Source organism: Parafrankia sp. FMc2 (genome assembly GCF_041008525.1).
In the GTDB taxonomy this organism is placed as follows: Bacteria; Actinomycetota; Actinomycetes; order Frankiales; family Frankiaceae; genus Parafrankia.
This window is the reverse complement of the sequence record NZ_JBFLUG010000051.1, coordinates 30,635-53,407: the sequence shown is the minus strand read 5'-3', so window position 1 is coordinate 53,407 and position 22,773 is coordinate 30,635. Positions and strand designations below refer to the sequence as shown.

Here is a 22,773-nt window from a genome sequence, read left to right as displayed (position 1 = left end):
TCGACGTCCTCGCCAGCACCCGCCGTGATCAGGCTGCGGCACGCCGGTTCTTCACCGGCGCGCTGTCCCACGGGCGCCGGCCGGTCGAGGTCACCACCGACAAGGCCCCCGTCTACCCGCGGATCCTCGACGAGCTGCTCCCCGAGGCCTGCCACGTCGATGCCGCGCGGGAGAACAACCGGATCGAATCCGATCACAGCCGCGTGAAAGCCCGGCTCCGCCCGATGCACGGCCTGAAACGGCTGCGTTCCGCCCAGACGATCAGCGCAGGGCATGCGCTGGTCCAGAACATCCGCCGCGGCCACTACGAACTCGGGATCGACACCGACCCGCACGCACGGCTGACAGCCGCGTTCACCGAACTCACCCTCGCGATCTGATCACCCGCTCGGCAGGGCCAACCATGCCCTGCCATCCCGCAATGCAACAGACCCCCGACACATTCGCGCCCACGGCGGCGCCACGGCCCCCAACGGCCCCGTGCACGCCCGATCCTCACGCAGCGCGACCAGCCGGCTGGGTGCGCGGATGAACCACCGCCAGCCGACGCGCAACGCTCTTACCGCGCCCCACCCACCCCAGAACCGCAGAAAAATAACAGACCGTAACCACCGCTGGGACGGTGGTGGGCCCTCAGATCCCGGCCCAGACGGACAAAGGCGACACCCAAAACAAGATCGCCCCCAGCACGCCAACGCAAAATGCGCACACCATGCGCACACCAACCCGGTTTGATCTTGTTAAAATGATCTTTGACTTTGTAAAATCGCAGGTCAGAGCCTATTTTTCTGGAGCCGGCGAGGGGACTCGAACCCCTAGCCGCTCGATTACAAGTCGAGTGCGCTACCAATTGCGCCACGCCGGCCAGTGCCCCCAGCGTACCGGACGGCGTCCGCCACCCGGGCCGACCGCCAGCTCCCGCTGCGCCCCGGACGCCGGCCACTGGACTGAGTCGAGCGGGAACGGTTCGAGCCCCGGGCCGGCCTGAGCGGGCGGAGGCGCCGGTGGCCCGCGGGCGCCGCACCGGTTCCCCGGGGTCGACTGAGACCGACAGCACGGAACCTCGCAGAAGGCCGACCGGTTGCCCCGCCCGAAGGTTCGCGCCCGCTGCGGTCCATCGATCGTTCCTGGTGAACGCGTCGGATCCGAAATGCCCCCGCGGGCGGCGGTACGACACCCGGCGAAGGGTGTCGGGTACTGGACATTGAATATTCGGGACCAGGTCGGATGATCTGATCGTACATCTCCTCGGTTCCGGGGGTCTTCCCTCGAATCAGGCTGGCTGGCTCCGGATTCACGGCTATGATTCCGCCGGGCCCGCCGTGTCAGCGGGTCGAAGGACGGGGACGACGATGGTGGGAATGGAAACGACAACCGTATTGGTCGTGGATCTCGTGGGGTCGACGCGAGCCATCGCATCAGTTCCACAGGTTCGCATGGACGAAATGATGGCCGAGGCCGTGCTGCCGGTTCGCCGGGTCGTCGAGGAGCTCGGCGGTGAGATCATCAAGTTCACGGGTGATGGTTATCTGACCGCGTTCCGATCAGCGACGGGCGCGCTGCACGCGGCCGCACAGATCGTCAATCTGTTCATCTCCGGGCGGCGGTTGCCGATCGGCGAGTGGGTGGAGGGGTGCCGGGTCGCGATCCACACCTGCGACACGACCAGATTCGAGAACGACCTGCTGGGCGAGGGTGTTGTTATCCCGGCCCGGATGGAGAAGCAGGTTCCCACGAACGAGGTGTACGTGACATCGACGACGGTGGAGGCCGCGAAGTCGGCGGAGTTCGCCTTCGACCTGATCGGTGATCTCTCGTTCAGCGGGATTCCGCGGCCGGTGCGCGTCCATCGACTGCTCGCGGAGCGCTACCGGGGAATCGAGCGCGAAACGTTCCTCACGGTGACCGATCTGATCGGGCTGAACGCGCTGGCCGCCCAGGTCTCGCTGACCACGCTGAACGAGCGGCTGCGCAGCTGGGTCGGCATGCACCACGAGGCGCTGGGCGCGACGCGAGGTCGGCTTCGCTCCGTGGCCGGCGACAACATTCTGTCGACGCACGACAGTGCGGACGACGCCACGGACTTTCTGGTCATGTTGGATCGCCTCGCCCGCGACCGGGTTGGCACGCCCGTCCCCGAACAGGCAGCAGCCACAGACCCGGCGGCGGCTGCGGCAGGTGTGACGGTCGTTCCGGGGCCGGACGAGAGGCTCCAGGCTCCGTTCGCCTTCAGCGCCGTCATCACCTACGGTGATCTGTTCGTCCCGGATTTCGGTCTGGCCGGTCCGGCCGTCAGCACCGCCTGCCGGACACTGCAGGCCCTCACACCGGGAATGAAGATCGCGTCAGCGGAGGTGCTGCGCCAGCTCGCCGCGCCGCGCGAGGAGTTCGGCGGCGCACTGCCGCCGCTGCCGGACGGGCCGCCGGCCACCTACCACTTGTTCGGGATCCCCGACGGCGGCGGGGCCGCCTTCTCCGGGGCCTGACCGAGGCGTTCGCCGGTCAGCTCAGAGCTGCCGCCAGCAACGCGCCAACGAACAGGCAGCCGATGTGCAGGGACTGGTCAGCCAGGTAGATCCCGTTGATGCCGCCACTGTCGATCTCGGCGAAGCGGGGGGAATGCCCCCGTTGCAGGATGCGGCGTACCGGCCATCGACGATCGATGAAGGCGTGGGTGACGAGCGACCAGGCCAACGCTGCCGCAACACCGGCGGGTCGCAGCGGCACATCGATCAGTACGAGGCCCAGCAGCGCCGCGCCGATACACAGGTGGTAGTTGAGGAGATGACTGGCCATCGCCCGGGCCGCCGCCCAGCCCGGACCGTGCTTGCTGGTGGCCTGCCAGTCGGTCTGCGCGACGTGGTCGCCAAGATGGTGTCCGACAAATAACGCGATGAACACAGCAGAGAATAGCGCGGTCTGATTCACATTTCCCCCTCCTGCCGAAATCACAGTAGGACACGAACGCGGGAGATATCCGCGGGTTCGGCGGAGAGAGAGCTCGGAACACGCCAACTGGCTGGCATCGTCGCCTCCAGTGTTCGCACAGCTGGGCGAAACGACGAAAATCAGCGGTGTTCGTCCCGATATGCGACGGCCAGCCAAGGCAGAATACGCATATCCATTTTATACGGACAGAAGCGGCAACGACGAGCCTCTGCACCGTGGTTCCGGCGACCAGGTGCGGCGCGCAGGCTGCCGGCCGCGACTCGGAACCGTGACTCCGGTCGGGGCCACCGACCGAGAACGGAAGGCCCGACCGGTCGAACGACCGGTCGGGCCTGACGGTGCTGCGAGGCGGTGCGGCGGTGCGGCGGTGCTACAGGGTGCGGGTGCCGGTGGAGCTGACCGGGCCGGAGAACAGGACGTTGCCGTTCAGGTCGTAGGCGGTGGCCGTGCCCGTGGAGGTGTACGTGTTCCACGCTGTGAAGGTGGCCGCGTGGCGGATGTCGATGGTGCCGATCACCGAGCCGTTCGGGCCGGGCAGGCTCCGGACGAACTTGTAGGTGAAGGTGCGCGGGCCGGTCGACTTCCAGCTACCGGTGAAGGAGCCGGTCGGGGTGGCGACCTGGAAGGTGCCGTTCAGCAGGAACTTCGTCTCCACGGCCTCGGTCTGGCCGGTGGAGGTCGTCGCCGTGCCCGACCAGCAGCCGACCGGCAGATAGTAGATCGATCGGGCCGACGTGTCCGCGGTGGCGGGAGCCGCGGTGGCCGCCGGGGCGCCGACCAGGACGAGCGCCCCGGCCAGTGCCGTCAGGATCAGTGTCACGCGTGTGGCGGCAGCCCGGACGCGAGATCTCAACATTCATGTGCTCCTTTGTTGCCGTCATCATCGAGGCGCCTGAACACCCGGACCGACATGCGGATGTCTGGGGATCACGTCGGTATGCGCACTCAGGCGGCGTCGCGCACACGTGCCCGCCCCGCGACAGATCTGGGACTCCACGCCCCCCGTCCGTGGTGTTGGGGGTTCGTGCCGCCATCCACGGCACGAGCCCCCGACCTCACGGCTGGCGGACCCCGTTCTGTCAGCGTGCGGGCGACGGCAACGACGAGCGCGCGGGAAAAGGGGTGAAGCGGGACGCGTCAACGTCCGTACTGAGTGCTTCTGACCAGTTCCCCGCGGCCGGGACGACAACCTTCCAGTCGTCATCGACCCAGTTCACCTCGACCCGCATCGCTGTCATGACGACTCCACCGCCGCCCCCGGACCGGGTGAGAACATACCGTACAACCGCGTTCCCGGATGAATAACGCTCCATCTGCCATCCGCTGATCTCAATCAGATCGGGAAGGAAGGATGTGTGCTCCCGAATTTCTTCGGTCTCCCGGCGGATCACCGGGCCGGCCGGCGCCGAGCCTGACCGCCGATGCCGAGCAATCAATCCTTTTTCGGCATAAATGTCCGGTTTATCTGCCACCCGAGCACTCGAGAGGACGGCACCATCACACCGGTTGGCGGGTTCAGGACATGCGACACGCAACAGCTCGGCGCCGGCAAGCCTCGACGCGAGGTTGATCGCAGCGACAACCGCCCCCAGCGGCGACCGCTCGAAACCCTCCACCTCTCGGTCGTTGATCACTGCCGGGCCGGCGGACGGGCTGTAGGGCAGTTTTATTCCGACCGCCACACCGGATTCTCGCGCAGTACCGGCCACGCCAACCGTGGCAGCCCTCAATCCGGGTGACGCGATACCGCTCTGACCTTTTGCTGCCAGGCTACGGCCGCTTTCCGTCAGGTGCTCGTAGAAAGCGATGTCGGTCATGCTGATTCGCTGGCTGCGTGCCCGTAGCCGGAGCAGGACCCAGACGGTCACGCCGAACACCGTTGCCGCCTCGGCCGTCAGCAGAAGCATCGTCATGCGATGTCTCCGGGAGTGATCCGGGGGCGCGAGCTGGCCGGCGGCAGGTCGGCCAGCTCAGGGTGGTGGTCCGTACCGGCGGCCATCCGGGCGGCCGCGAGCAGCGCGCGGGCGACCTGGGCCCATTCGCTGCAGTCGCCGCCTATCGCGCCGCGGATCGTCTCCAGGCTGTGCAGTTCGTGGGAGAGACCCCCGGCGACGTAGGCGGGCATGCGGACCATGACCGCCGGTCGCCGGCTGTTCGGCGGGTCCTCGACCTCGATCGGGTCCTCCCAGTCGACATAGATCTCCATCTCAACTCCCGGCACCCGGCCGCGCGGCCGGGGCAGGTCGAGGTCGTGGCTGGGCATGGCGGCCTCCTGATGTCCCCCCGGGACTGATCAAGTCTGTCCTGGCGTTACGGGCCGGAACCGGGCCGGACCCGCGTCGAAACAGTCCGATCACGGACCGTTTCGCCATGGGCCGTCCGCAGGATCACCGGAAAGTGCCAGCTCCAGGGCATGGCGCACCAGGTGGACGAGCGTTGTCTGGGCACTGTCCGCACGCCGGGCGTCGCAGTACATCAGTGGTCGGTGCGGTGCGAGGTCAGCCGCATCGCGGACCATCGGGAGGGGGTACTCGCGGTTGTTCGCGTCGAACCGGTTCACCGCCACCAGAAACGGCACCTGACGGTTCTCGAAGAAGTCGATGGCGGGGAACGAGTCGGCCATGCGGCGGGTGTCGACCAGCACCACCGCACCGATCGCGCCGCGGACCAGCTCGTCCCACATGAACCAGAACCGGTCCTGGCCCGGCGTGCCGAACAGGTAGAGAATGATGTTGTTGCTGAGCGTGAGGCGGCCGAAGTCCATGGCCACGGTCGTGGTGGTCTTGCGGTGCACGGCGGAGGTGTCGTCCACGCCGACGCTCGCGCTCGTCATGGCCGCCTCGGTGGTGAGTGGCTCGATCTCGCTCACCGCCCCCACGAAGGTCGTCTTGCCTACGCCGAAGCCACCGGCGACGAGCACTTTCACCGCGGTGGGCGCGCGCCTAGAGAGTGGTGAGACCATGCAGAACCCTCCGTAGGAGTTCCGGGCTGGGCCGATCGGGATGTTCGGGGCGGTGGACGGAGACCATTCCGTCCCGCGCCATGTCGTCGATGAGGACCCGCACGACCATCAGCGGCAGTTTCAGCCGGGCGGAGATCTCGGCGATCGAATGGATGCGCATGCAGAGGATCGCGATGTCGTGTTCCTCGGGGGCGAGCCGGCCGCGGCGCCGGATCGCGGCCATGCCGCCGTCCGTCGTCGCCACCAGGGCGACGAGTTCGAGCGGTACGGCCGGAGTGGTGCGTCCCCGGGTCACCGCGTAGGGGCGGACCATCGGTTCGGCGTCATCCCAGCTCTCGCCCGGCGCCGGTGACCCGGACCAGTCCTGCGCCACCGTGTTCCTCCTCCCTGGTCGGACCGGTCCCCACGGTCCGCCGTCAGGACGGCAGGGCCGCCCGCATCTGGTTGCGCAGTTCGGGGGTCAGGAAACGGCCGGCTCGGCTGACCAGATGCGCCATCTCGTAGGCGATCTGGCCGACGTCGGCGTCGGCGGTGCTGGAGACGGCGAGGCAGGCGCTGTGCCCGACGGCCGTGATGAACAGGTAGCCGTTCTCCATGTCCACCATGGTCTTGTTGACCTGGCCCCAGCCGTGCTGCCGCGCGGCGCCGCGGGCCAGCGCGTCGAAGCCGGAGGCGACGGCGGCGAGCTGGTCGGCCGCGGCCCGGTCGATGCCGCTGGAGGTGGCCAGCAGCAGTCCGTCGGCGGACAGGACGACCGCGCAGAGGATGTCCGGCACGGTTTCGCGGAGCCTGTCGAGCAGAAAGGACAGGTCGGGCTGTCGGGGCATCGCTTATCTCCCGTCGAGGTCGTCGGCGTCACGCATGCCGCGTTCGAAAGCGCTGGTGAAGCCCTGCGCGAGTGCGCGGGCGGCCTCGGGGTCGGGCGTGCGGGCCACCCGTCGGGCAGCCGGCTCGCCGGGTGCCCCGCCGGGGTCCTCCCGCAGGCTCTCGGCGAGGTGTGAGCCGCGGCGACGCCGTGGGAGATCTTCCAGGCGCGGGTGACCGCCGGCGCCTGCCGACGCGGTCGACGCGGCCCCGTCGCTGCCTCGTAGCGGTCCGAACAGTGGGTCGAACATGCCGTTGTCAGCAAGATCCGTGCCGCCGTGGGCGGCCAGCCCGGGCGCCCGGCCGTCGACACGGCGCGGCGGGGCGGCGTCGAGGTCCCGATTGAGGCGGATGTGCCGCGAGTCGTCCGCGAACCGGTCACCGACGCCGCCGGCATCCTCGTACCCGTTTGTCCGAGCCGTCTCGCCGTACCCGCCGGCGACCCGCGCTCCGTCCCCACCCCGCTGGGCCGCGGCGCCGGCCTGCGGCTCCGCGCCGACGCCGTCGAACCGCCCCGCATAGCCGTTCCGCCCGGCATAGCCGTCCCGCCGGGCATCGCCGTCCCATCCCGGGTAGCCGTCTCCGCCCCCGTGACCCTCCCCGCCTCCGTGGCCTTCCCCACCCGCGTAGCCGTTCCCGCCCTGCCCGGCGTAGCCGTCGTGTCCGGCCTGCCTCGCGTAGCCGTCCTGTCCTGGCTGACCGTCCCGTCCGGCGGAACCGTCGTGCTGCCCGCCGTAACCGTTGGGACGTCCGTCCGTGCCGTCGGGATGTCCGCCATGGCTGTCGGGACGTCCGCCGTAGGTGTCCTCCGCGCGCGGGCCCAGGTGGTGCGGTGCCGTCCCGGCCGCGCCGGTCAGCGCGAGCTCCTCGGTGGGTGCGTGCATCCCGCGCATCCCGGCCCGGCCGCCCGAGCCGGCGCCGCCCCCCTCGCCGCCCGAGCCGAGCTCGGCCATCCGGCGGCCGGGGGCGTCCGGGCCGCCGGGCGTCGCGGCCCGGCCGGCGGGAAGCAGGGCGTTCTGGTGGGGAACCTCGGTGTGGATCAGTGCCGCGGGGATGATCGTGACCACGTGGACGCCGCCGTACACGCTCGGCTTGAAGCGCACCGCGATCCGATGCCGGGCCGCGAGCCGGGCGACCACGAACAGGCCGATCTGGCTGCCGTGCGTGGAGGCCTCGAAGGGCGGCGGGTTGGCCATGCGGTCGTTCGTCGCGGCGTAGGTCTCGTCGTCAAGGCCGACCCCGCGATCCTCGATCTCCACCGTCCAGCCCTGGCCGACGCGACTGGCCTGGACGGTCACCGGGGTGTCCGGCGGGGAGAACGCGCAGGCGTTCTCGATCAGCTCGGCAAGCATGTGGGTCAGGTCGCCGACGGCGGTGGCGACGATCTCGACATCCGACGTCGGCAGGTGCACGTGAACCCGGGTGTAGTCCTCGACCTCGCTGACCGCCGCGCGTAGCACCTGGACCAGGCGCACCGGCCCGCGGAACGTGCGCCCGGGCTGGCCGCCGGACAGCACGATCAGGCTTTCCGCCAGCCGCCGCATCCGGGTCGCCTGGTGGTCGACTCCGAACAGTCTGGTCAGGATCTCCCCGTCCTGCTGGTCGCGTTCCAGCTCGTCGATCAGCCGTAGCTGGCGCTGGATGAGCCCCTGGGTGCGCCGCGCAAGCGTCTGCAGGATCGCGCCGACACTGCGGCCCTCGGCGACCTCGTAGGCGGCGGTGATGGCCGACGAGTAGGTGACGTTGAAGGCGCGCGCCACGTCGCCGATCTCGTCACCGGTCGCGGTGGCGAACGCCGGTGGTTCGGCGGCGAGATCCACGGGATGCCCCTGCCGCAGTCTCGAGGTGATGGCCGGCAGCCTGCTCTGGGCCACGTCGAGCGCGCCGGCTCGCAGCGTCCGCAGCGCGCCGACCAGCCGGGAGGCGACACCGACGGACACCGCGATGGACAGCGCGAGGACGCCGGCGGCCAGCAGACCGGACAGGATGGCCTGGCGCAGCGCCGCCTCGGCGAGGGTGCCGCTGCGGTTCTCCAGATCCTCGACGACCCGTCGCTGCACCGCGCGGATCTGCTCGGACTTCGCTCCGCTCGCGGACGCCCAGGCGGTGAAGTCGATGCGCTCGCCGCGCAGCACCTGGTCACGCAGGTCGGTGACCGGGGCCTGGGTCGGGCCGACCAGCCGGTCGTAGAGCGCGGCCTGGTCAGCGGTCGCCGACAGGCGGAACTGGGTCAGCCACGCGGTCTCGGACCCGGTCGCGGCCTGCACCCGGGTGACGCTGTCCGGCACCGCGGTGCCGAGCACGGCCGCCGAGGAGACGTACCCGTACTGCTGGCTGATCGCCTCACCCACCCGGGAGATCGCGGACAGCGCGGTCGCGACCCGGACGAGCTCGGTGTCCTCACTGCCGATGCCGACCATGGCGGCGCCAACGTCCAGCCAACCGGAGATCATCTGGTTGTAGGTGACGGTGCCCGGGCCCGGCCGCAGGGACTGCGCGTCGACACCCGCACGGACCGTCACCAGCCCGCCCATCTGGCCGCGCGCGGCGGTGACCGCGTCCCGGACCTGGTTACGGGGGCCGGCCGGAAGCTCGCCGGCGGCCTCCGTGACGGTCGTGAACGCGCCGTCGACCGGGCCCCGCGCGTTCATCGAGCGGACCGCGAAGTCCCGTTCCCGGTACCCGGAGCCGACCAGGCTGGAGACGGCGTAGCGCTCGGTCTGCAGGGCGTACACAAGATCGTTGACGTGGATGAGGAAGCGGGCCGCGGTGCGGGTCTGCTCACTCGCCTGCTGGGCCGCGAGCTGACCGGACACGACCCAGCTCCCGAAACCGACCAGAGCCAGCAGCGGCAGGAGCAGGACCAGCGTGATCTTGTAGCGAATGGGCCAGTTCCGCACTCCGCCACCTCTCGTCGGGGACGTGACCGTCCTCTGGACGTCAAGTCGGCCGACGGGACCGGACTGTGGCAGGGAGGGGACTCACCACACCCAGCCGCACGCGCGCTGGGTGTCGTGGCGACTGCACGCCGATTTCAGTCGCCACACAGAGCCACGCTGAGCAGCTGTACCGATCCCGTCGGCGATCACGACGGTAACTGCGGTAGACGGTTGACCGGAAGAGTAATCATGTGACGCTTAAGGGACGCCGTGTCCTGTTCATGCCATTCCAGCCATGGATAGGACGAACTGTTGACAGATCGGTCACCCTCGCGCGCGCTTCGCCGGCGCGCCCTGGGGCGGACGTCCCGCACGGCCCCGGACCCCTGTCCTCGCCTCCGGGCCGGACCCCGGTCGGGCGTCCGGTGCCGGTCTCCCATCCGCTGCCGCACGGCCATCCGCTGCCGCACGGCCATCGGCCGCCGCTCGGACGTCCGGCGATAACGGCGGCGACGGCGACGGCGCGGGACGTGGCGGGCGCGGCAGCCGTGGCGGGCGGGGCGCGGCGCTCGCGCGCGTAGGCAGCCGCGCGCCGCCGGGGATCGCCAGCACCCCGTCGGTCCGGGTGGCCGCGGCCGGGCCCGCGCCGCCCACCGCACGGCCCGTCCCACCGGCGCCGGCCCCGCCGGAGGCATCGGCCGTCTCGGCCGTCTCGGCCATCTCGGCCATCTCGGTGAGATCGACGCTCTCGGCTCCCCGGGCGGCCTGGACCAGGAAGCCGGCACCCGCGGCGGCGGCACCCAGCTGGAACCGGGTCAGCACCCCGAAGCGTTGGCACAGGTCCGCCACGTCCCGTTTCACCGTCCGGTCGGAGACGCCGAGTTCGCGGGCCGCCCGGCTGTCGTCGAACCCGATGGCCAGCAGCCGCAGCAGCGCACGCTGGCGGCGCAGCGCGGCGGGCTCGTCGACGGTCACCGCCGGGGTTCCGCGTCGCTCGGCCGCCCGCTGCATCCGGGTCACCATGTCCGCGACCGCCAGGACCAGCGTCGGCGCCACGACGACGAAGGCGCCCTCGTCGAGGTCGTCATCACGGACGGGGACGAGCGCCGCGGCACTGTCCCACACGATCGCACGCATCGGCAACGCCTGGGCCACGTGGATCTGGCCGATGGGCGGCAGCCGCCGGCCCTGGTTGCGCCGCCGGGCCGCCGAGATCGCGGCTGCGGTCCACGCACTGGAGACCCGCACGCCGCGGCCGACAGCTGGCACGAGCAGGTCTGTGACCTCGCCACCGAGCCCGGGAGGCTGCGGTCCGTTCAGCAGGAAGCGGATCGACTGGTTCGACTTCCTGGTGAACTCGGCCATCCGGGAAAAGATCTCGTCGCGGGCGAGCACCTGCACTCCGGAGTTCGTCCCGGCCCGGCGACGGCCGGCGACGTAGTCGCCGAACAGGCCGGAGCGGTAGAGCTGGGCACGCTCGTCGGCCATGCGGGCCCGTTCGGCCACCAGTGCCGCCTCGCGTGCCGCATGCCGGGCCTGCAGCACACGTGCCGGGTCCTGCGGCTCCCACTGGTGCCCGACCTGACGGACGAGGCCGGCCTCGACCAGGCGCTCCAGCTCTTCCTGGACGATCGGCTCGGGCCGACGCAGCCATTCGGCAAGCAGGTCGACGCCACAGGAGGGATGCCGCGCCACTGTGCGCCACACCTCGTCGGAGAATTCGTCCAGCCCGTCGAACCCGAGTTCGGACAGACGCATGCGCACCCCTTCCCGCGTGACCTGCCGCCACGAGCAACGAACATTCCAGATACGCCCCGGAAACACTTCGCTGGATTCACGGGAAAGTCGCGGTGCGTGGCAGACCGCACGTTGCGCTGACACACCGATTACAACTGGTTACGGCAAGCTATACCAGCCCCGCCGGTTCTTCAACGGCTTTGCGCGAAATCGCAGAGAGATCCCCGCAACACCACAACGTCATCCCAAAGATGATCGATCATTTGCGTTGCCATGTTCTTGCATGGTGTGTCCGAACGCGGATATGGGCGGAATCCGGCTACCGCGATCAGCACACCAATACACACCAACGGAGACACATCGAAACGTCGTGCGCGGTCATCCACCCACGTCAAAAGGCCCCGCCCGCGCCCCGGCGTCTGGGCGTTCCGCCATGCGCCGGGCACCGAGCGGTAACTCGTCTGTTACCCGGAAGTCGTTCGGTGCCCGGGCGGGAATCACCGCTCACCACTCAGAGAACTATTTACCGGACGGACATCACCGGCCCGGAAACATCGGGTTCTGAATAGCCATCCGACGGAAATGCGATCCTGCCCGGTTACTGAGGGGACTCCCGGTCGCGCCACGGCACCGTCGCGACGACCTCGGTCGGCCCGCCGGCCGGACTCTCCAGCCGCAGTGATCCGTCCAACGCCCCCAGGCGTTCGGTGAGACCGGCGAGACCGCTCCCGATACCTGGCCGCGCACCGCCCTTCCCATCATCGGTGATCCGCAGCAGGAGCCGGTCGCCGGCCCGGCGGACGTGGACGGTCGCCGCCGCCGCACCGCTGTGCTTGCTGATGTTGGTGAGCAGCTCGGCCGTGGTGAAGTAGATGATGCCCTCGATGGCCGCGGCCGGCCGCTCCTCGAGGTCCACCGCGACCTGCACCGGCACGGTGCACCGCGCCCCGAGCGAGGGGATCGCGCCGGGCAGACCGCGGTCGGTGAGGATCGCCGGGTGGATCCCGCGGGCCAGGTCGCGCAGCTCGCGCAGTGCGAGCTTGACCTCTCCGTGTGCCTCTTCGACCATCCTCGCCGCGGCGTCCGGGTCGTCCTGGAGCTTGTCGCGGGCCATGCCGAGGCCCATCGCCAGTGCGACGAGGCGCGCCTGAGCGCCGTCATGCAGGTCCCGCTCGATGCGGCGCAGATCGGCGGCAGCAGTGTCCACCACGGTGCCGCGGTCGGCCTCGAGCTCGCGGATCCGCCGTTCCATCCGGTCGGACGGCGCCAGCAACGTGGTGATCATGGCGGCGTCGGTGGCGGCCAGGGCACGTGCCACGACCGGCAGCACCGGCCAGCCGACGAGGAGCACGACGAGCACCACCACGAAGGTGAAGATCACCCAGGGGAGCCGGACGAGGAAGTACAGCGCGTGCCGCCACCCGACCGGGTCTGCCACACCGGCCCACAGGCGGGCGACCATGCCGGACGAGGACGAGCGGGGCTTCGACGCCGGCGGGACACGCACGCCCAGCATTGCCCCGGCCCGCGCCCGCTCCACCGTGCCGAGGGCCCGCACCCCAACCAGCCCCAGGGCCAGCAGCGGCAGCCCGACGACGGTGACGGCCAGGCCGACGCCGACCGAGAACCAGGCCGCGACGAAGACGAACCCGACCAGCCCCAGCGGGAGGTCCAGCAGCAGGAAGAGCACCCGCCGCCAGGAGCGGATATCCAACGCGAAGACGGGCTCCCCCGCGGTGCCCGCCTCGCCGGAGCCGTCGGGACCAGCGAGACCGTCGGGACCAGCGAGACCAGCAGGACCAGCAGGACCAGCGGTGCCCGGGCTCACGTCGACGGGACCGGCCACCAGACGCTCCTCTCCGCGGTACAGCGCCGAGGGCAGGGAAGCGCGGTTCCCCGGGTTCGTCAAGCCGCTGATCCACCGACCTCGCGGCGGCGCGGCACCCAGCGACGCGACGAGAACTGCCAGCCGCCCAATAAAACAGAGCATACAGATTGTTCACATTGGTTTCACGCGCCCTCTCGGGACCACATTGTGAGACGGCGGGCCCGCATCGAAGAAAAATTGGCCATCCGTACCACCGCGGTCGCACTCCGTGTAAGAATGAGGCCGAACACGCACGTCACGGGGCGCCCTCCCGCCCTGGTCCACTGAGGATTCAGCGAGATCGCGCGGATTCGGCGAGATCGCAGGCGTCGCCTCCAGCTGGCCGTCCAGCGGTTCCGGGAGGCATGCTCCATTGGGGGGAAGATCTGAATCAGCAACAGCCGACGGGCGGCGAATCGCGCCGATGCCAGGGCGCATCAGCCACGGCCATGCCCGCAGAATCCACCTGTGCCGGCCCCGTGCCGGGCAGCCGGTCCGTATCGTGCTCCGAGCTCGCCGCGGCCACTGCCGACCGCTGGCCCGCACGGGCAACCGCTGCCACAGAAGGCATCCGGGGAATGCGCTCGCGGCGTCGCGCGGCAACCGGCCTCCGTCCCCGTCACCACGACCGGAGCCGCAGCGGCAGCGGCAGCGGCAGCGGCAGCCACAACGCGGCCCAACCGTTGACCGAATCCGGGCGTCCGGACTGGTTCTGACCATCCGCCGGTCGGGTGTCACCACCGAACTGGCCGTTCCCGCGAGGCCGGCAACCGGCGCCGTCACCGCGTGATTCTGTCCGCGCTTCCACAAAGACCTCGACGTTCGAGCGACACCAATCCCGGACAACGTCGCGCCTTCGAACTCCCCGCCGATTCAAAGGCGCCGGTCCGGCATGCCTTTCCGGGCCCGGAACAGGCCGCGCCGCGCCGTTCGGCACACGAACACAGATCTGTGTTCCGCAGCCGTCGTTCCGCCGCCGTGTCGTTCCGTCGTTCCCGACGCCACATCACCCGGCTCCGGCCGACGAACCACCGGTGTGCTGGCGCGTCGACGCCGCCCACGCCAGCTCCGCGAGCCGGCGCGGGTGCCCGCGTGCGCTCGGCCCCTCGCACCTGATCTCGCACGGAGGACTCATGTACGTCCCGCTGCCCGCTGCCGAAACGTTCGCCCCTGCGGGGCTCGGCCCGACCGAACCGCTGCGCGACCCAGCGGCCCAGGCGGTCGCCCCGGCCGCTCGCGAGGCATCGCCCGACCACGCGACCGTCCTGCTCGACCTGATCTCCGGCCTGCTGACCGACGTGGTAGGCGTCGCGTTCCTGCTGTACCTGTCGACCGGGCTGCTCGGCATCCTGGTCGCCCTCGTGCTGCGGGCCGGTCGCCGGCCGTCCCGGCCTGGTCCTGGCCCGGCCGCGTGAACCTGCTCGACGCCGACGGCGGCGACGCCCGGCTCCTCGCCGCGGTCATGATCGCTTTCGGAATGCTCTACCTGCTCATGATGCTGGTGCTCTCCCGCGTCCACCGGGCCCGGACCGGGCCTCCTCCGACCGGCATCTTCTTCGTCTTCGTGATGCCCTGCCTGAACGAGGAGGCGGTCATCGAGGCGAGCCTGCGTCGCCTGCTGCTCTCCCCCGCCCCGAACCGCCGGGTGCTCGTCGTGGACGACGGCTCCGACGACCGGACGTCCCAGCTGGTGCTCGACGTGGCTGACGACCGCGTGTGGCTCCTGCGCCGCAACCTGCCGGACGCCCGGCGCGGCAAGGGGGCCGCGCTCAACGCGGCGATCGCGCACCTGGCGACCTGTGACGAGGTCGCCTCCCGCGACCCGGATGACGTGATCATCGCGGTGGTCGACGCCGACGGTCGGCTCGACCCGCACACGGTCGACGCCGTCGCGCCCTACTTCGCCGACCCCCGCACCGCGGGGGTGCAGACCGGAGTGCGCATCAACAACCGCGGTGGCAGCCTGCTCGCCCGGCTCCAGGACATGGAGTTCGTGATCTACACGGACGTGTTCCAGCGTGGCCGGGGCGAGCTGGACAACGTCGGCCTCGGCGGCAACGGCCAGTTCGTCCGGCTCTCCGCGCTGCGCTCGCTCGGCAGTGGCGGGCCGTGGTCGCACAGTCTCACCGAGGACCTGGACCTCGGCGTCCGCCTGCTCCTCGCCGGCTGGCGCAACCAGTTCTGCCCGCAGGCGGACGTCCACCAGCAGGGGGTCGTCCGCCTCGGTCGGCTGCTGCGGCAACGGTCCCGCTGGTTCCAGGGCCACCTGCAGTCGTGGACGCTGCTGCCCCGGGTGCTGCGGCAGGCGCGGGTCCGGGCGCTGCCGGACATGCTGTTCCACCTGTCGAGCCCGCTGCTGATCCTGCTGGCATCGATGCTGACAGCGGCGTTCGCGCTGAGCACCGTGGCCGTGCTGACGCGCTGGCTGGCGGGTGGGGTGGCGCCGGATCCGCGCTACTTCCTCGGCGCCTACGTGATGGCCGCATGCCCGGCGCTGATCTGCGGGCTGATCTACCGCTCGCGGGAGCCGCTCGTCGGCCTCGGCATGCTGCGGCTCGCCGGCTACGCCCACCTCTACTTGGCCTACTCGCTGGTCTGGTTCGTGGCCGGCTGGTGGGCGCTGGCCCGGGTGGTGGGACGCCGGACAAGCTGGCACAAGACCGCCCGCAGCCCGGAACCGGCCCGCGCCGAGCCCAGAGCGCCGGTGCCCGCCGTCCACGACGGCTCCGGCCGATGAGGGCGGCGACACGGGCCGCCGCCGGACGCCAGAACGCCGGGCCCCAGACCGCCGGACGACGGGCCGCCCGACGCCAGGCCGCCGGTCAAAGGCCGCCACGACGACAGCCGAACGGGCGGCCCCGCCCCGGCGCCCATCCGGTGCCGGTGGTGGTCCTGCTTCTGCTGGGTGCCGTCGCGGCGCTGACCGGAGTGTGGGCGGTGGTCCAGCTGGGCTCCGACGGCCGTCCCACCCGCTGGCGCGACGGGACCACGCACGGCCCCTGGCAGGCGATCTTCGACGGCTACGGGCGCACCACCGGGCACACCGTCGGCGGCGATCTCGTCATCACGCTGGCCCCGCAGGCCGCCGAGGGGCCCGAGCACACCCACGCCGGCCTCGTCATCAGCTCCGAGGAGTACCGCGACGTGCGCTTCACAGCGCAGGTCCGCACCGTCCGCCAGCTTCGCCCGGGTTCTCCGTCTCCCTGGGAGGTCGGGTGGGTCCTGTGGAACTACACCGATTCGGCGCACTTCTACGCCTTCGCGCTGAAGCCCAACGGGTGGGAGCTCAGCAAGCAGGACCCGGCCTATCCCGGCGGCCAGCGGTTCCTGGCGAGTGGGCCCACACCGCGGGCCCAGCTCGGCAGCTGGCACACCGTCGACGTGGTCCACGCGGAGGATGCGCTGGCGGTCTCGGTGGACGGCGTCCCGACGGTGCGGACCCAGGACGCCGAGCGCCCGTACCACTCCGGAGCGGTCGGCCTGTACTGCGAGGACGCGGTCGTGGAGTTCCGCCGGGCCGGGGCCCGCAGCCTGCGTCCGACCGACCGGTCGACCTCCTGACCCGCCTGCCCGCCGCCCGCCTGCCTGCCTGCCTGCCACATCCGACATGCGATCAACGATGGGAGGACGACGTGACCAACAGCTCCACCGGTCACACGGTGCTGCTCGTGTACGGCACGAGACCCGAGGCGATCAAGATGGCGCCGGTGGTCCACGAGCTGCGCCGGGGCCGGTCGCTGCGACCGGTCCTGGCCGTCACGGGCCAGCACCGGACCATGCTCGACCAGGTCAACAGCCTGTTCGGGCTGGTGCCTGACTACGACCTGGAGATCCTGCAGCACCGTCAGTCCCTGTCCGGGGTGACCACGCGTGCCCTTGCCGGCCTCGAGGCGGTGATGGCCGAGGTGCGGCCGGACGCGGTCGTCGTCCAGGGCGACACGACCACGGCGTTCGCCGGCGCGCTGGCGGCCTTCTACCAGAACGTGCCCGTCGTCCATCTGGAAGCCGGGCTGCGCACCGACGACCCGTCCTCACCGTTCCCCGAGGAGATCAACCGTCGCCTCACCGCACAGCTGGCGGACCTGCACCTCGCCCCGACCCCGTCGGCCCGCGCCAACCTGCTGGCCGAGGGCGTCCGGGCGGACTCGATCCTCGTCACCGGGAACACGGTGATCGATGCCCTGCTGCAGGTGACCGCGGCGCCGCCGCCCGACGACCGGCTGCTCGCGGACGTCCGGCAGCGCATCGGCGACAGCGGGCGTCCGGTCGTCCTGGTCACGGCGCACCGGCGCGAGTCCTGGGGCGAGCCGCTCGCGCGGGTCGGCGCGGCGCTGGCCCGGCTCGCGACCGAGCGGCCCGAGCTGCTGATCGTGCTGCCCGTCCACCGCAACCCCGCCGTGCGGGAGGCCGTGCTGCCACCACTCGCCGGACTGCCCGGCATCATCGTCGCCGACCCGGTCGACTACGCCGTCTTCGCGCACCTCATGGCCATCGCGACGGTCGTCCTGACCGACAGCGGAGGAGTCCAGGAGGAGGCACCGAGCCTCGGCAAGCCCGTCCTGGTGCTGCGGGACAACACCGAGCGCCCCGAAGGCCTGCGGGCCGGCACCGCCCGGCTCGTCGGCACCGACCCGGACCAGATCGTGGCGGCGGTGGAGAACCTGGTGGACGACCCGGTGGCGTACGCGGCGATGGCCGGGGCCGTCAATCCCTACGGCGACGGGCAGGCCGCCCGCCGTGCGGTGGCGGCGATCGAGCACCGGCTGCTCTGCGCTCCCGGTCCGGACCCCTTCGTCCCGGACCTCCCGCTCCCGGCCGCGCGCCCGATCAGCATCCCGCGCCAGCCGGCGGTTCCGGACCGCGAGCGCACCGGCACCGTGGTCGCGGCAGGCCGAGAGGAAACCGGCGCATGACCTCCCCCAGGAGACCCCGACACCGTCTCCTCAGCCGCTGCCGGACCATCGGCAACCGCCGGGTCGTCGCAGACCGTCAGACCGTCGGGCGGCGCCGGAGCCGGAGCTCGAGCCGGCGGCCGGTGACGGTCGCGGCGGCCGGGCTGCTCGTGATCGCCGTGAGCGCCGGCGCCGCCACCGCCACGGCCGCCGCTCCCGGGGCCGGTGCCGGGGCTGCGCGGCCATCGGTGCAGACACCGCCGCACGCCCGGGCGGCGACCCCCCTGGTCCATCACGCTGATGCCCGGACCGACCTGCTTCCGGCCCCGCCGGCCCCGCCACGGACACCGCCGCCGCGACGCGCGCCGCGGCCGGCACCGCCCGGCAGGGGGACCGACCTGCCGCCGGCCGGACCCGCCCAGTCCCCGGCCTCGGGCGGGCGCGCGGGCGGCGGTGCCGGTGGTGACGGCCGACCGGATGACGCCGCCCCCACGACCACGGCCGCCACCCCGCCGGCCGCCGCGGCAGCGACCGGCGTGGGGACGCTGATCCTCTACGACACGACCGGTGCGTGGGGCTGGCTCGGCGAGCAGTACGCCATGCAGGCGGCGAACCTCGCGTCGCGGTTCGGCACCTGGCAGGCCCGGCCCGTCAGCACCTACACCGCCGGCCAGCTGGCCGGCTACGCGGCCGTGATCTACATCGGGTCCACCTACGACGAACAGGTGCCGACAGCCTTCCTGGCGGACGTCCTGGCGGGCACCCGCCCGGTGGTCTGGATGTACAACAACATCTGGCAGCTCACGGCCCAGTCGCCGGCGTTCCCGACGACCTATGGCTGGAACTGGTCGGGCTTCGACACCTCCACCGTCGGCGCCGTTCGTTACAAGGGGACGGACCTCAGCCGGTACACCGGCAACGCCGCAGGGATCATGAACTACGCGGCGGTGGACACCACCCGGGCGACCGTGCTGGCGGAGGCCGTCCGCGGCGACGGGACGAGATTTCCCTGGGCGCTGCGGGCGGGGAACCTGACCTACGTCGGTGAGATCCCGTTCGCCTACGCCGACATGACCGACCGCTACCTCGCCGTGGCGGACCTTCTCTTCGATGTGCTGGCGCCGCAGACACCGACCAGGCACCGGGCCCTGGTACGCATCGAGGACGTCGGGCCGGACGCCGACCCGGCCGAGCTGCGAGCCATCGCCGACTACCTCTCCTCGGCGCGGGTCCCGTTCTCGGTCGCGGTCTACCCGCGGTACGTCGACGCGAACGGCACCTACAACAACGGCGTCGCACAGGACTACAGTCTCGCCGCACGGCCGGACGTCGTCTCCGCACTGCGCTACATGACCCAGCGTGGCGGAGCGTTGATCATGCACGGCTGGACGCACCAGTTCTCGAACGCGGCCAATCCCTATTCCGGGGCGAGCGCGGACGACTTCGAGTTCTTCCGAGCTCATGTCGACGCGCAGGACAACGTCGTGTACGACGGGCCGGTCCCCGGCGACAGCCAGGCCTGGGCCACCGGCCGGATGAACGGGGCTGCGGCCGCTTTCACCGCGGCCGGACTGGCTGTGCCAACCGTTTTCGAGTTCCCGCACTACGCCGCTTCCGCGCCCGACTACGCGGCGGCCCGGGAGAAGTTCCCGCGCCGGTATGACCGCGGGCTTTACTTCCGCAACCAGCTGGCCGGCGGGACCGTCGACCACACGAGGTACGGGGGTCAGTTCTTTCCCTACCCGGTCACCGACATCCACGGGTCGTTCGTGATTCCGGAGAACATCGGGAACGTGGAGCCGGCGGCGTTCAACAACCACCCGGCTCGACTGCCCGCGGATCTGATCGACGCGGCACGGCGCAATCTGGTCGTCCGGGACGGATATGCCAGCATGTTCTACCACCCGTATCTGGGCGTCGACTACCTGCGGCAGACCGTCGAAGGTGTCCGGGCGCTCGGGTACTCCTTCATCGCCGCCTCGGCGGTCTGAGCGCAGGGAACCTCGCCGGCGGGGAGGGCACGGGAACTCGAGTTCCCGTGCCCTCCCCGCCCGCCCCACCCTCGCACCGGCCGATGCGAGGGCAGTCAGGCCCGGGGCTGCCGTTCCGCGTCCGCCCGCCCGGTGGCCGTGACCGTGACGCGCGCGTCGACACCGGTCAGGTAGAGCGGACTGGTCTCGGTGAAACCGGGGCCGTCCTCCTCCCCGATGTAGAGATCGAGCCGGCGTTCACCCCCGAGCCCCGGGGTGAACTCGTCGCGCACCTCCCACGTCGTGCGCCGCAGCGCCTCGCAGGCGGCCGGGTCGATCGCGGACCCGTCCTCCTCATGGCCGCAGTCGTCGATCACGAAGGCCGTCCCGGCGGGAAGGGTCGACGGATCCGCCGCGGCGCTGCGGAAGGGGACCAGGGCCCGGCCGGCGGTGTCGCTGGGAATGTCGTCGAGCCAGAAACCGGTGTCGAAGGACCAGTTGATCATCGACCCCGATCTCGGCCCGCTGGTGATACGCCCCGTCCCCTCGCCGCGTACCGCGTCGACGAAACCGGTGGGAAAGGCGCCGAGAACCTCGTCACCAAAGGCGCAGTCACGCTGCGGGCAGCCGCGGACCGTCGTCAGCGGCGTATCCGTGTGAAAACCTTCCACCGCCGTGTAGTAGACGGTGAGATGCCAGCCTTCGCCCTTTCCGCCCGTAACCTGGCCGCCGGCAGGCTCCGTGCAGGAGACGGCACCCATAGCCGATGTCAGCAGCGCCGCACCGGCCAGGATCCGCCGGCGCAATCCCCGCGGGGATCTCACAGACGACGCCCGGATGTTCTCCGCAGTTTTCACAGCCCACACTCTGCGGGCACCCTCCGGACGTCGGCAATGCTCCGGTTCAACCGGGTCACCACAACGCCCGGAAGGCCACACCCGCCGACTTCGGCCCCATCATCCCGCGATGGGGCGGGAATCAGGTACCAGAAGCGACGAAGTGCCGGGATGGACCGCGGCCGATCCGGTCGATCCGGCCGATCAGGCCATTGCGGGCCGATCAGGCCATTGCAGCGGATTTCCGCGTGCCCTGCCTCAGTGGGAGGCACCGGCAGTGCGCGGGCAGCGGCAGCGGGCCCGGCGGGCCCAGGAAGTCCCCCTGGCCCTGGTCCACACCGGCCGCGGTCAGCACCCGCATCGCGCCGGTCGTCTCGATGCCGGCAGCGACCAGGGTCGCCCCGATCTGCCGGGAGAAGTGCACCAGTGCCTCGACCAGCGCGCGGCGGGCCGTGTCCGCGCCGATCTCGACGGAGAGCCAGCGGTCCATCTTCACGACGTCCGGCAGGATCTGCACGAGCCGGCGCAGGCTGGCATAGGCCACGCCCACGTTGTCGACCGCGACGCGGACGCCCATGTCCCGCAGCTCCTGCAGCCGGCTGAGCGTGCCGGGCAGGTCGTGGATGCCCTCCCGCTCGGTGATCTCGACGACCACCTGGTCGGCGGCTGGCCCGCTGAGCAGCTCGGTGAGACGTCCGGAGGCGATGGTCGCCGGTGCGGCGTTGACTGCGACGGACAGGCCGCGCGGGAACCGGGGCAGCGCCACGAGGGTCGCTCGGATCGCCGCGAGCTCGAGATCGATGCCCATGCCGACCGACGTCGCGTAGGCGAACCACCGCTCCGGGGCCAGGCCGCCGTACTCCGGCCGGCGGGCCCCGGCCCCGGCCCCGGCCGCGGTCCCGGGCGTGGTCCCGGGCGTGGATCCGGCCACGGGCTGCCGGCCAGCCTCCGTGCCGGCTTCGTCGATGCTTCCCCGACCCGCGCCCTCACCACCGTCGTCGCCGCCCGGCGGTGGGAAGGAGGGGAAGCGCGCCAGCGCCTCCGCCCCGATGATCCCGTGGGTCGGCAGATCGAACACCGGTTGGAAGACCATCTCCGGACCACCGCGGTCGATGATCCTCCCGATCACCGACCGGAGGTGGTCGTCGTCCGCGCCGCTTCGGTGCAGTGCCGACACCGTCTCGGTCAGGGCCTCGGCCAGCAGCCGCAGGAAGTGACCGTCCCGGTCGCCCAGCTCCGGGTCCGGGTCGGTGCCCAGCGCGCACAGCATGCCGTAGAGGTCACCGGAGTCCAGGTAGACCGGCGCTCCGACGTAGGAGCCGATCCCCAGCTCCCGGGTGACCGCCAGGCCGGCGGTGCGGCTGTCGGCCCGCGCGTCGGGAATCACCGCGGGCAGCCGCCCGTCCAGCACCCGGGCGCAGTATGTGTGCTCCTGGCCGACCTGACGTCCGACCAGGCTCTCGACCAGGGCGCCGTCGCCGGCGACCAGGTCGATGACCTGATCGTCCCCGCTGAAGCGGGACAGCCAGGCGACGTCGGTGCGCAGGTGGCGGCGGGCGAGATCGAGTACCCGCGTTATCTCGTCGGTGTGCTCCCGTGCCGCCTGGACCCGGTCGCGCCCGCCGTGCCGGTCGCTGTCGGCACCGCCCGGATTCGCCTGCCCGCGCGCGGCCTCCCGCCTGCCGCCGGCCACACGCTCACTCACGGGTGCACCTCCCGCTCCTCGGCCGCGGCGCCGAACCGGCGCTCCTGCTCCGTCGGTGGCGCTTCGTGCCGTCGCTGCTCTCCTGTCCGCTCCTCTGCTCATGGTGCGCCGG

Annotated in this window: 19 protein-coding genes and 1 tRNA gene; 7 read left to right on the top strand and 13 right to left on the bottom strand. The window is 71.2% G+C overall.

Annotated elements, in window-relative coordinates; all coding sequences use genetic code 11:
- A partial coding sequence (locus tag AB1460_RS18805; protein WP_368962879.1) for a DDE-type integrase/transposase/recombinase occupies window positions 1-380 on the top strand: 380 nt, incomplete at its 5' end.
- A 409-nt stretch (window positions 381-789) separates the two neighbouring features.
- Here the strand turns inward: AB1460_RS18805 and AB1460_RS18800 are convergent.
- Window positions 790-865, bottom strand: a tRNA-Thr gene (locus AB1460_RS18800).
- 496 nt (window positions 866-1,361) lie between these two features.
- Here AB1460_RS18800 and AB1460_RS18795 point away from each other — a divergent pair.
- Window positions 1,362-2,486, top strand: a complete 1,125-nt coding sequence (locus tag AB1460_RS18795; RefSeq protein WP_420497311.1) for an adenylate/guanylate cyclase domain-containing protein — start codon at window positions 1,362-1,364, stop codon at window positions 2,484-2,486.
- A 16-nt stretch (window positions 2,487-2,502) separates the two neighbouring features.
- Here the strand turns inward: AB1460_RS18795 and AB1460_RS18790 are convergent, their stop codons facing one another.
- The 10 genes from AB1460_RS18790 to AB1460_RS18745 all read right to left on the bottom strand — a co-directional run bounded on the left by AB1460_RS18790 (window position 2,503) and on the right by AB1460_RS18745 (window position 13,237).
- Window positions 2,503-2,928 (bottom strand): DUF3307 domain-containing protein, encoded by a 426-nt coding sequence (locus AB1460_RS18790; protein WP_368962875.1) that lies wholly within the window; start codon window positions 2,926-2,928, stop codon window positions 2,503-2,505.
- A 391-nt stretch (window positions 2,929-3,319) separates the two neighbouring features.
- Window positions 3,320-3,805: a hypothetical protein gene (locus AB1460_RS18785; RefSeq protein ID WP_368962873.1), complete on the bottom strand. Its 486-nt coding sequence runs from the start codon at window positions 3,803-3,805 to the stop codon at window positions 3,320-3,322.
- 223 nt (window positions 3,806-4,028) lie between these two features.
- The gene (locus AB1460_RS18780; protein ID WP_368962871.1) at window positions 4,029-4,862 is read right to left on the bottom strand and encodes a hypothetical protein; all 834 of its coding nucleotides are present in this window, start codon (window positions 4,860-4,862) and stop codon (window positions 4,029-4,031) included.
- The gene (locus AB1460_RS18775; protein WP_368962869.1) at window positions 4,859-5,212 is read right to left on the bottom strand and encodes a hypothetical protein; all 354 of its coding nucleotides are present in this window, start codon (window positions 5,210-5,212) and stop codon (window positions 4,859-4,861) included. The genes AB1460_RS18780 and AB1460_RS18775 overlap by 4 nt, the downstream gene beginning before the upstream one ends.
- 90 nt (window positions 5,213-5,302) lie before the next feature.
- Window positions 5,303-5,911 carry a GTP-binding protein gene (locus AB1460_RS18770; protein WP_368962868.1) on the bottom strand — a complete coding sequence of 203 codons (609 nt, stop codon included), beginning with the start codon at window positions 5,909-5,911 and terminating at the stop codon, window positions 5,303-5,305.
- Complete coding sequence (locus tag AB1460_RS18765; protein ID WP_368962867.1) at window positions 5,892-6,284, bottom strand: DUF742 domain-containing protein; 393 nt, start codon at window positions 6,282-6,284, stop codon at window positions 5,892-5,894. Before AB1460_RS18765 ends, AB1460_RS18770 begins: the two co-directional genes overlap by 20 nt.
- A 43-nt stretch (window positions 6,285-6,327) precedes the next feature.
- Window positions 6,328-6,738 (bottom strand): roadblock/LC7 domain-containing protein, encoded by a 411-nt coding sequence (locus AB1460_RS18760; RefSeq protein WP_018637389.1) that lies wholly within the window; start codon window positions 6,736-6,738, stop codon window positions 6,328-6,330.
- Between the two features lie 3 nt (window positions 6,739-6,741).
- A complete protein-coding gene (locus AB1460_RS18755; RefSeq protein ID WP_368962866.1) occupies window positions 6,742-9,675 on the bottom strand; it encodes a nitrate- and nitrite sensing domain-containing protein in 2,934 nt (977 codons plus the stop codon).
- A 303-nt stretch (window positions 9,676-9,978) separates the two neighbouring features.
- A complete protein-coding gene (locus AB1460_RS18750; protein ID WP_368962864.1) occupies window positions 9,979-11,412 on the bottom strand; it encodes a LuxR family transcriptional regulator in 1,434 nt (477 codons plus the stop codon).
- Window positions 11,413-11,989: 577 nt separating this feature from the next.
- Window positions 11,990-13,237: a sensor domain-containing protein gene (locus tag AB1460_RS18745; RefSeq protein ID WP_420497310.1), complete on the bottom strand. Its 1,248-nt coding sequence runs from the start codon at window positions 13,235-13,237 to the stop codon at window positions 11,990-11,992.
- A 1,055-nt stretch (window positions 13,238-14,292) separates the two neighbouring features.
- Here AB1460_RS18745 and AB1460_RS18740 point away from each other — a divergent pair.
- From AB1460_RS18740 to AB1460_RS18720, 5 genes are all read left to right on the top strand, one after another.
- Window positions 14,293-14,673, top strand: coding sequence for a hypothetical protein (locus AB1460_RS18740; RefSeq protein WP_368962862.1), 381 nt, complete (start codon window positions 14,293-14,295; stop codon window positions 14,671-14,673).
- Window positions 14,670-15,995, top strand: coding sequence for a glycosyltransferase (locus AB1460_RS18735; RefSeq protein WP_368962861.1), 1,326 nt, complete (start codon window positions 14,670-14,672; stop codon window positions 15,993-15,995). Before AB1460_RS18740 ends, AB1460_RS18735 begins: the two co-directional genes overlap by 4 nt.
- A 149-nt stretch (window positions 15,996-16,144) precedes the next feature.
- On the top strand, window positions 16,145-16,819 hold the full coding sequence (locus AB1460_RS18730; RefSeq protein ID WP_368962859.1) for a family 16 glycoside hydrolase: 675 nt from the start codon (window positions 16,145-16,147) through the stop codon (window positions 16,817-16,819).
- A 71-nt stretch (window positions 16,820-16,890) separates the two neighbouring features.
- On the top strand, window positions 16,891-18,171 hold the full coding sequence (gene wecB, locus AB1460_RS18725; protein WP_368962858.1) for a non-hydrolyzing UDP-N-acetylglucosamine 2-epimerase: 1,281 nt from the start codon (window positions 16,891-16,893) through the stop codon (window positions 18,169-18,171).
- Window positions 18,172-18,293: 122 nt separating this feature from the next.
- Window positions 18,294-20,141: a DUF2334 domain-containing protein gene (locus AB1460_RS18720; RefSeq protein WP_368962857.1), complete on the top strand. Its 1,848-nt coding sequence runs from the start codon at window positions 18,294-18,296 to the stop codon at window positions 20,139-20,141.
- 95 nt (window positions 20,142-20,236) lie between these two features.
- Here AB1460_RS18720 and AB1460_RS18715 read toward each other — a convergent pair whose 3' ends face one another.
- Both AB1460_RS18715 and AB1460_RS18710 read right to left on the bottom strand, forming a co-directional pair.
- Window positions 20,237-20,881, bottom strand: coding sequence for a hypothetical protein (locus AB1460_RS18715; RefSeq protein ID WP_368962855.1), 645 nt, complete (start codon window positions 20,879-20,881; stop codon window positions 20,237-20,239).
- Window positions 20,882-21,179: 298 nt separating this feature from the next.
- On the bottom strand, window positions 21,180-22,661 hold the full coding sequence (locus AB1460_RS18710) for an EAL domain-containing protein (RefSeq protein ID WP_368962854.1): 1,482 nt from the start codon (window positions 22,659-22,661) through the stop codon (window positions 21,180-21,182).
- Window positions 22,662-22,773 lie beyond the last annotated feature (112 nt).

Bases quoted from the DNA above. Each gene is read 5' to 3' on its own strand.
- AB1460_RS18795 (WP_420497311.1), top strand. From the start codon at position 1,362: ATGGAAACGACAACCGTATTGGTCGTGGATCTCGTGGGGTCGACGCGA.
- AB1460_RS18785 (WP_368962873.1), bottom strand. From the start codon at position 3,805: ATGTTGAGATCTCGCGTCCGGGCTGCCGCCACACGCGTGACACTGATC.
- AB1460_RS18780 (WP_368962871.1), bottom strand. From the start codon at position 4,862: ATGACGATGCTTCTGCTGACGGCCGAGGCGGCAACGGTGTTCGGCGTG.
- AB1460_RS18775 (WP_368962869.1), bottom strand. From the start codon at position 5,212: ATGCCCAGCCACGACCTCGACCTGCCCCGGCCGCGCGGCCGGGTGCCG.
- AB1460_RS18770 (WP_368962868.1), bottom strand. From the start codon at position 5,911: ATGGTCTCACCACTCTCTAGGCGCGCGCCCACCGCGGTGAAAGTGCTC.
- AB1460_RS18760 (WP_018637389.1), bottom strand. From the start codon at position 6,738: ATGCCCCGACAGCCCGACCTGTCCTTTCTGCTCGACAGGCTCCGCGAA.
- AB1460_RS18750 (WP_368962864.1), bottom strand. From the start codon at position 11,412: ATGCGTCTGTCCGAACTCGGGTTCGACGGGCTGGACGAATTCTCCGAC.
- AB1460_RS18715 (WP_368962855.1), bottom strand. From the start codon at position 20,881: ATGGGTGCCGTCTCCTGCACGGAGCCTGCCGGCGGCCAGGTTACGGGC.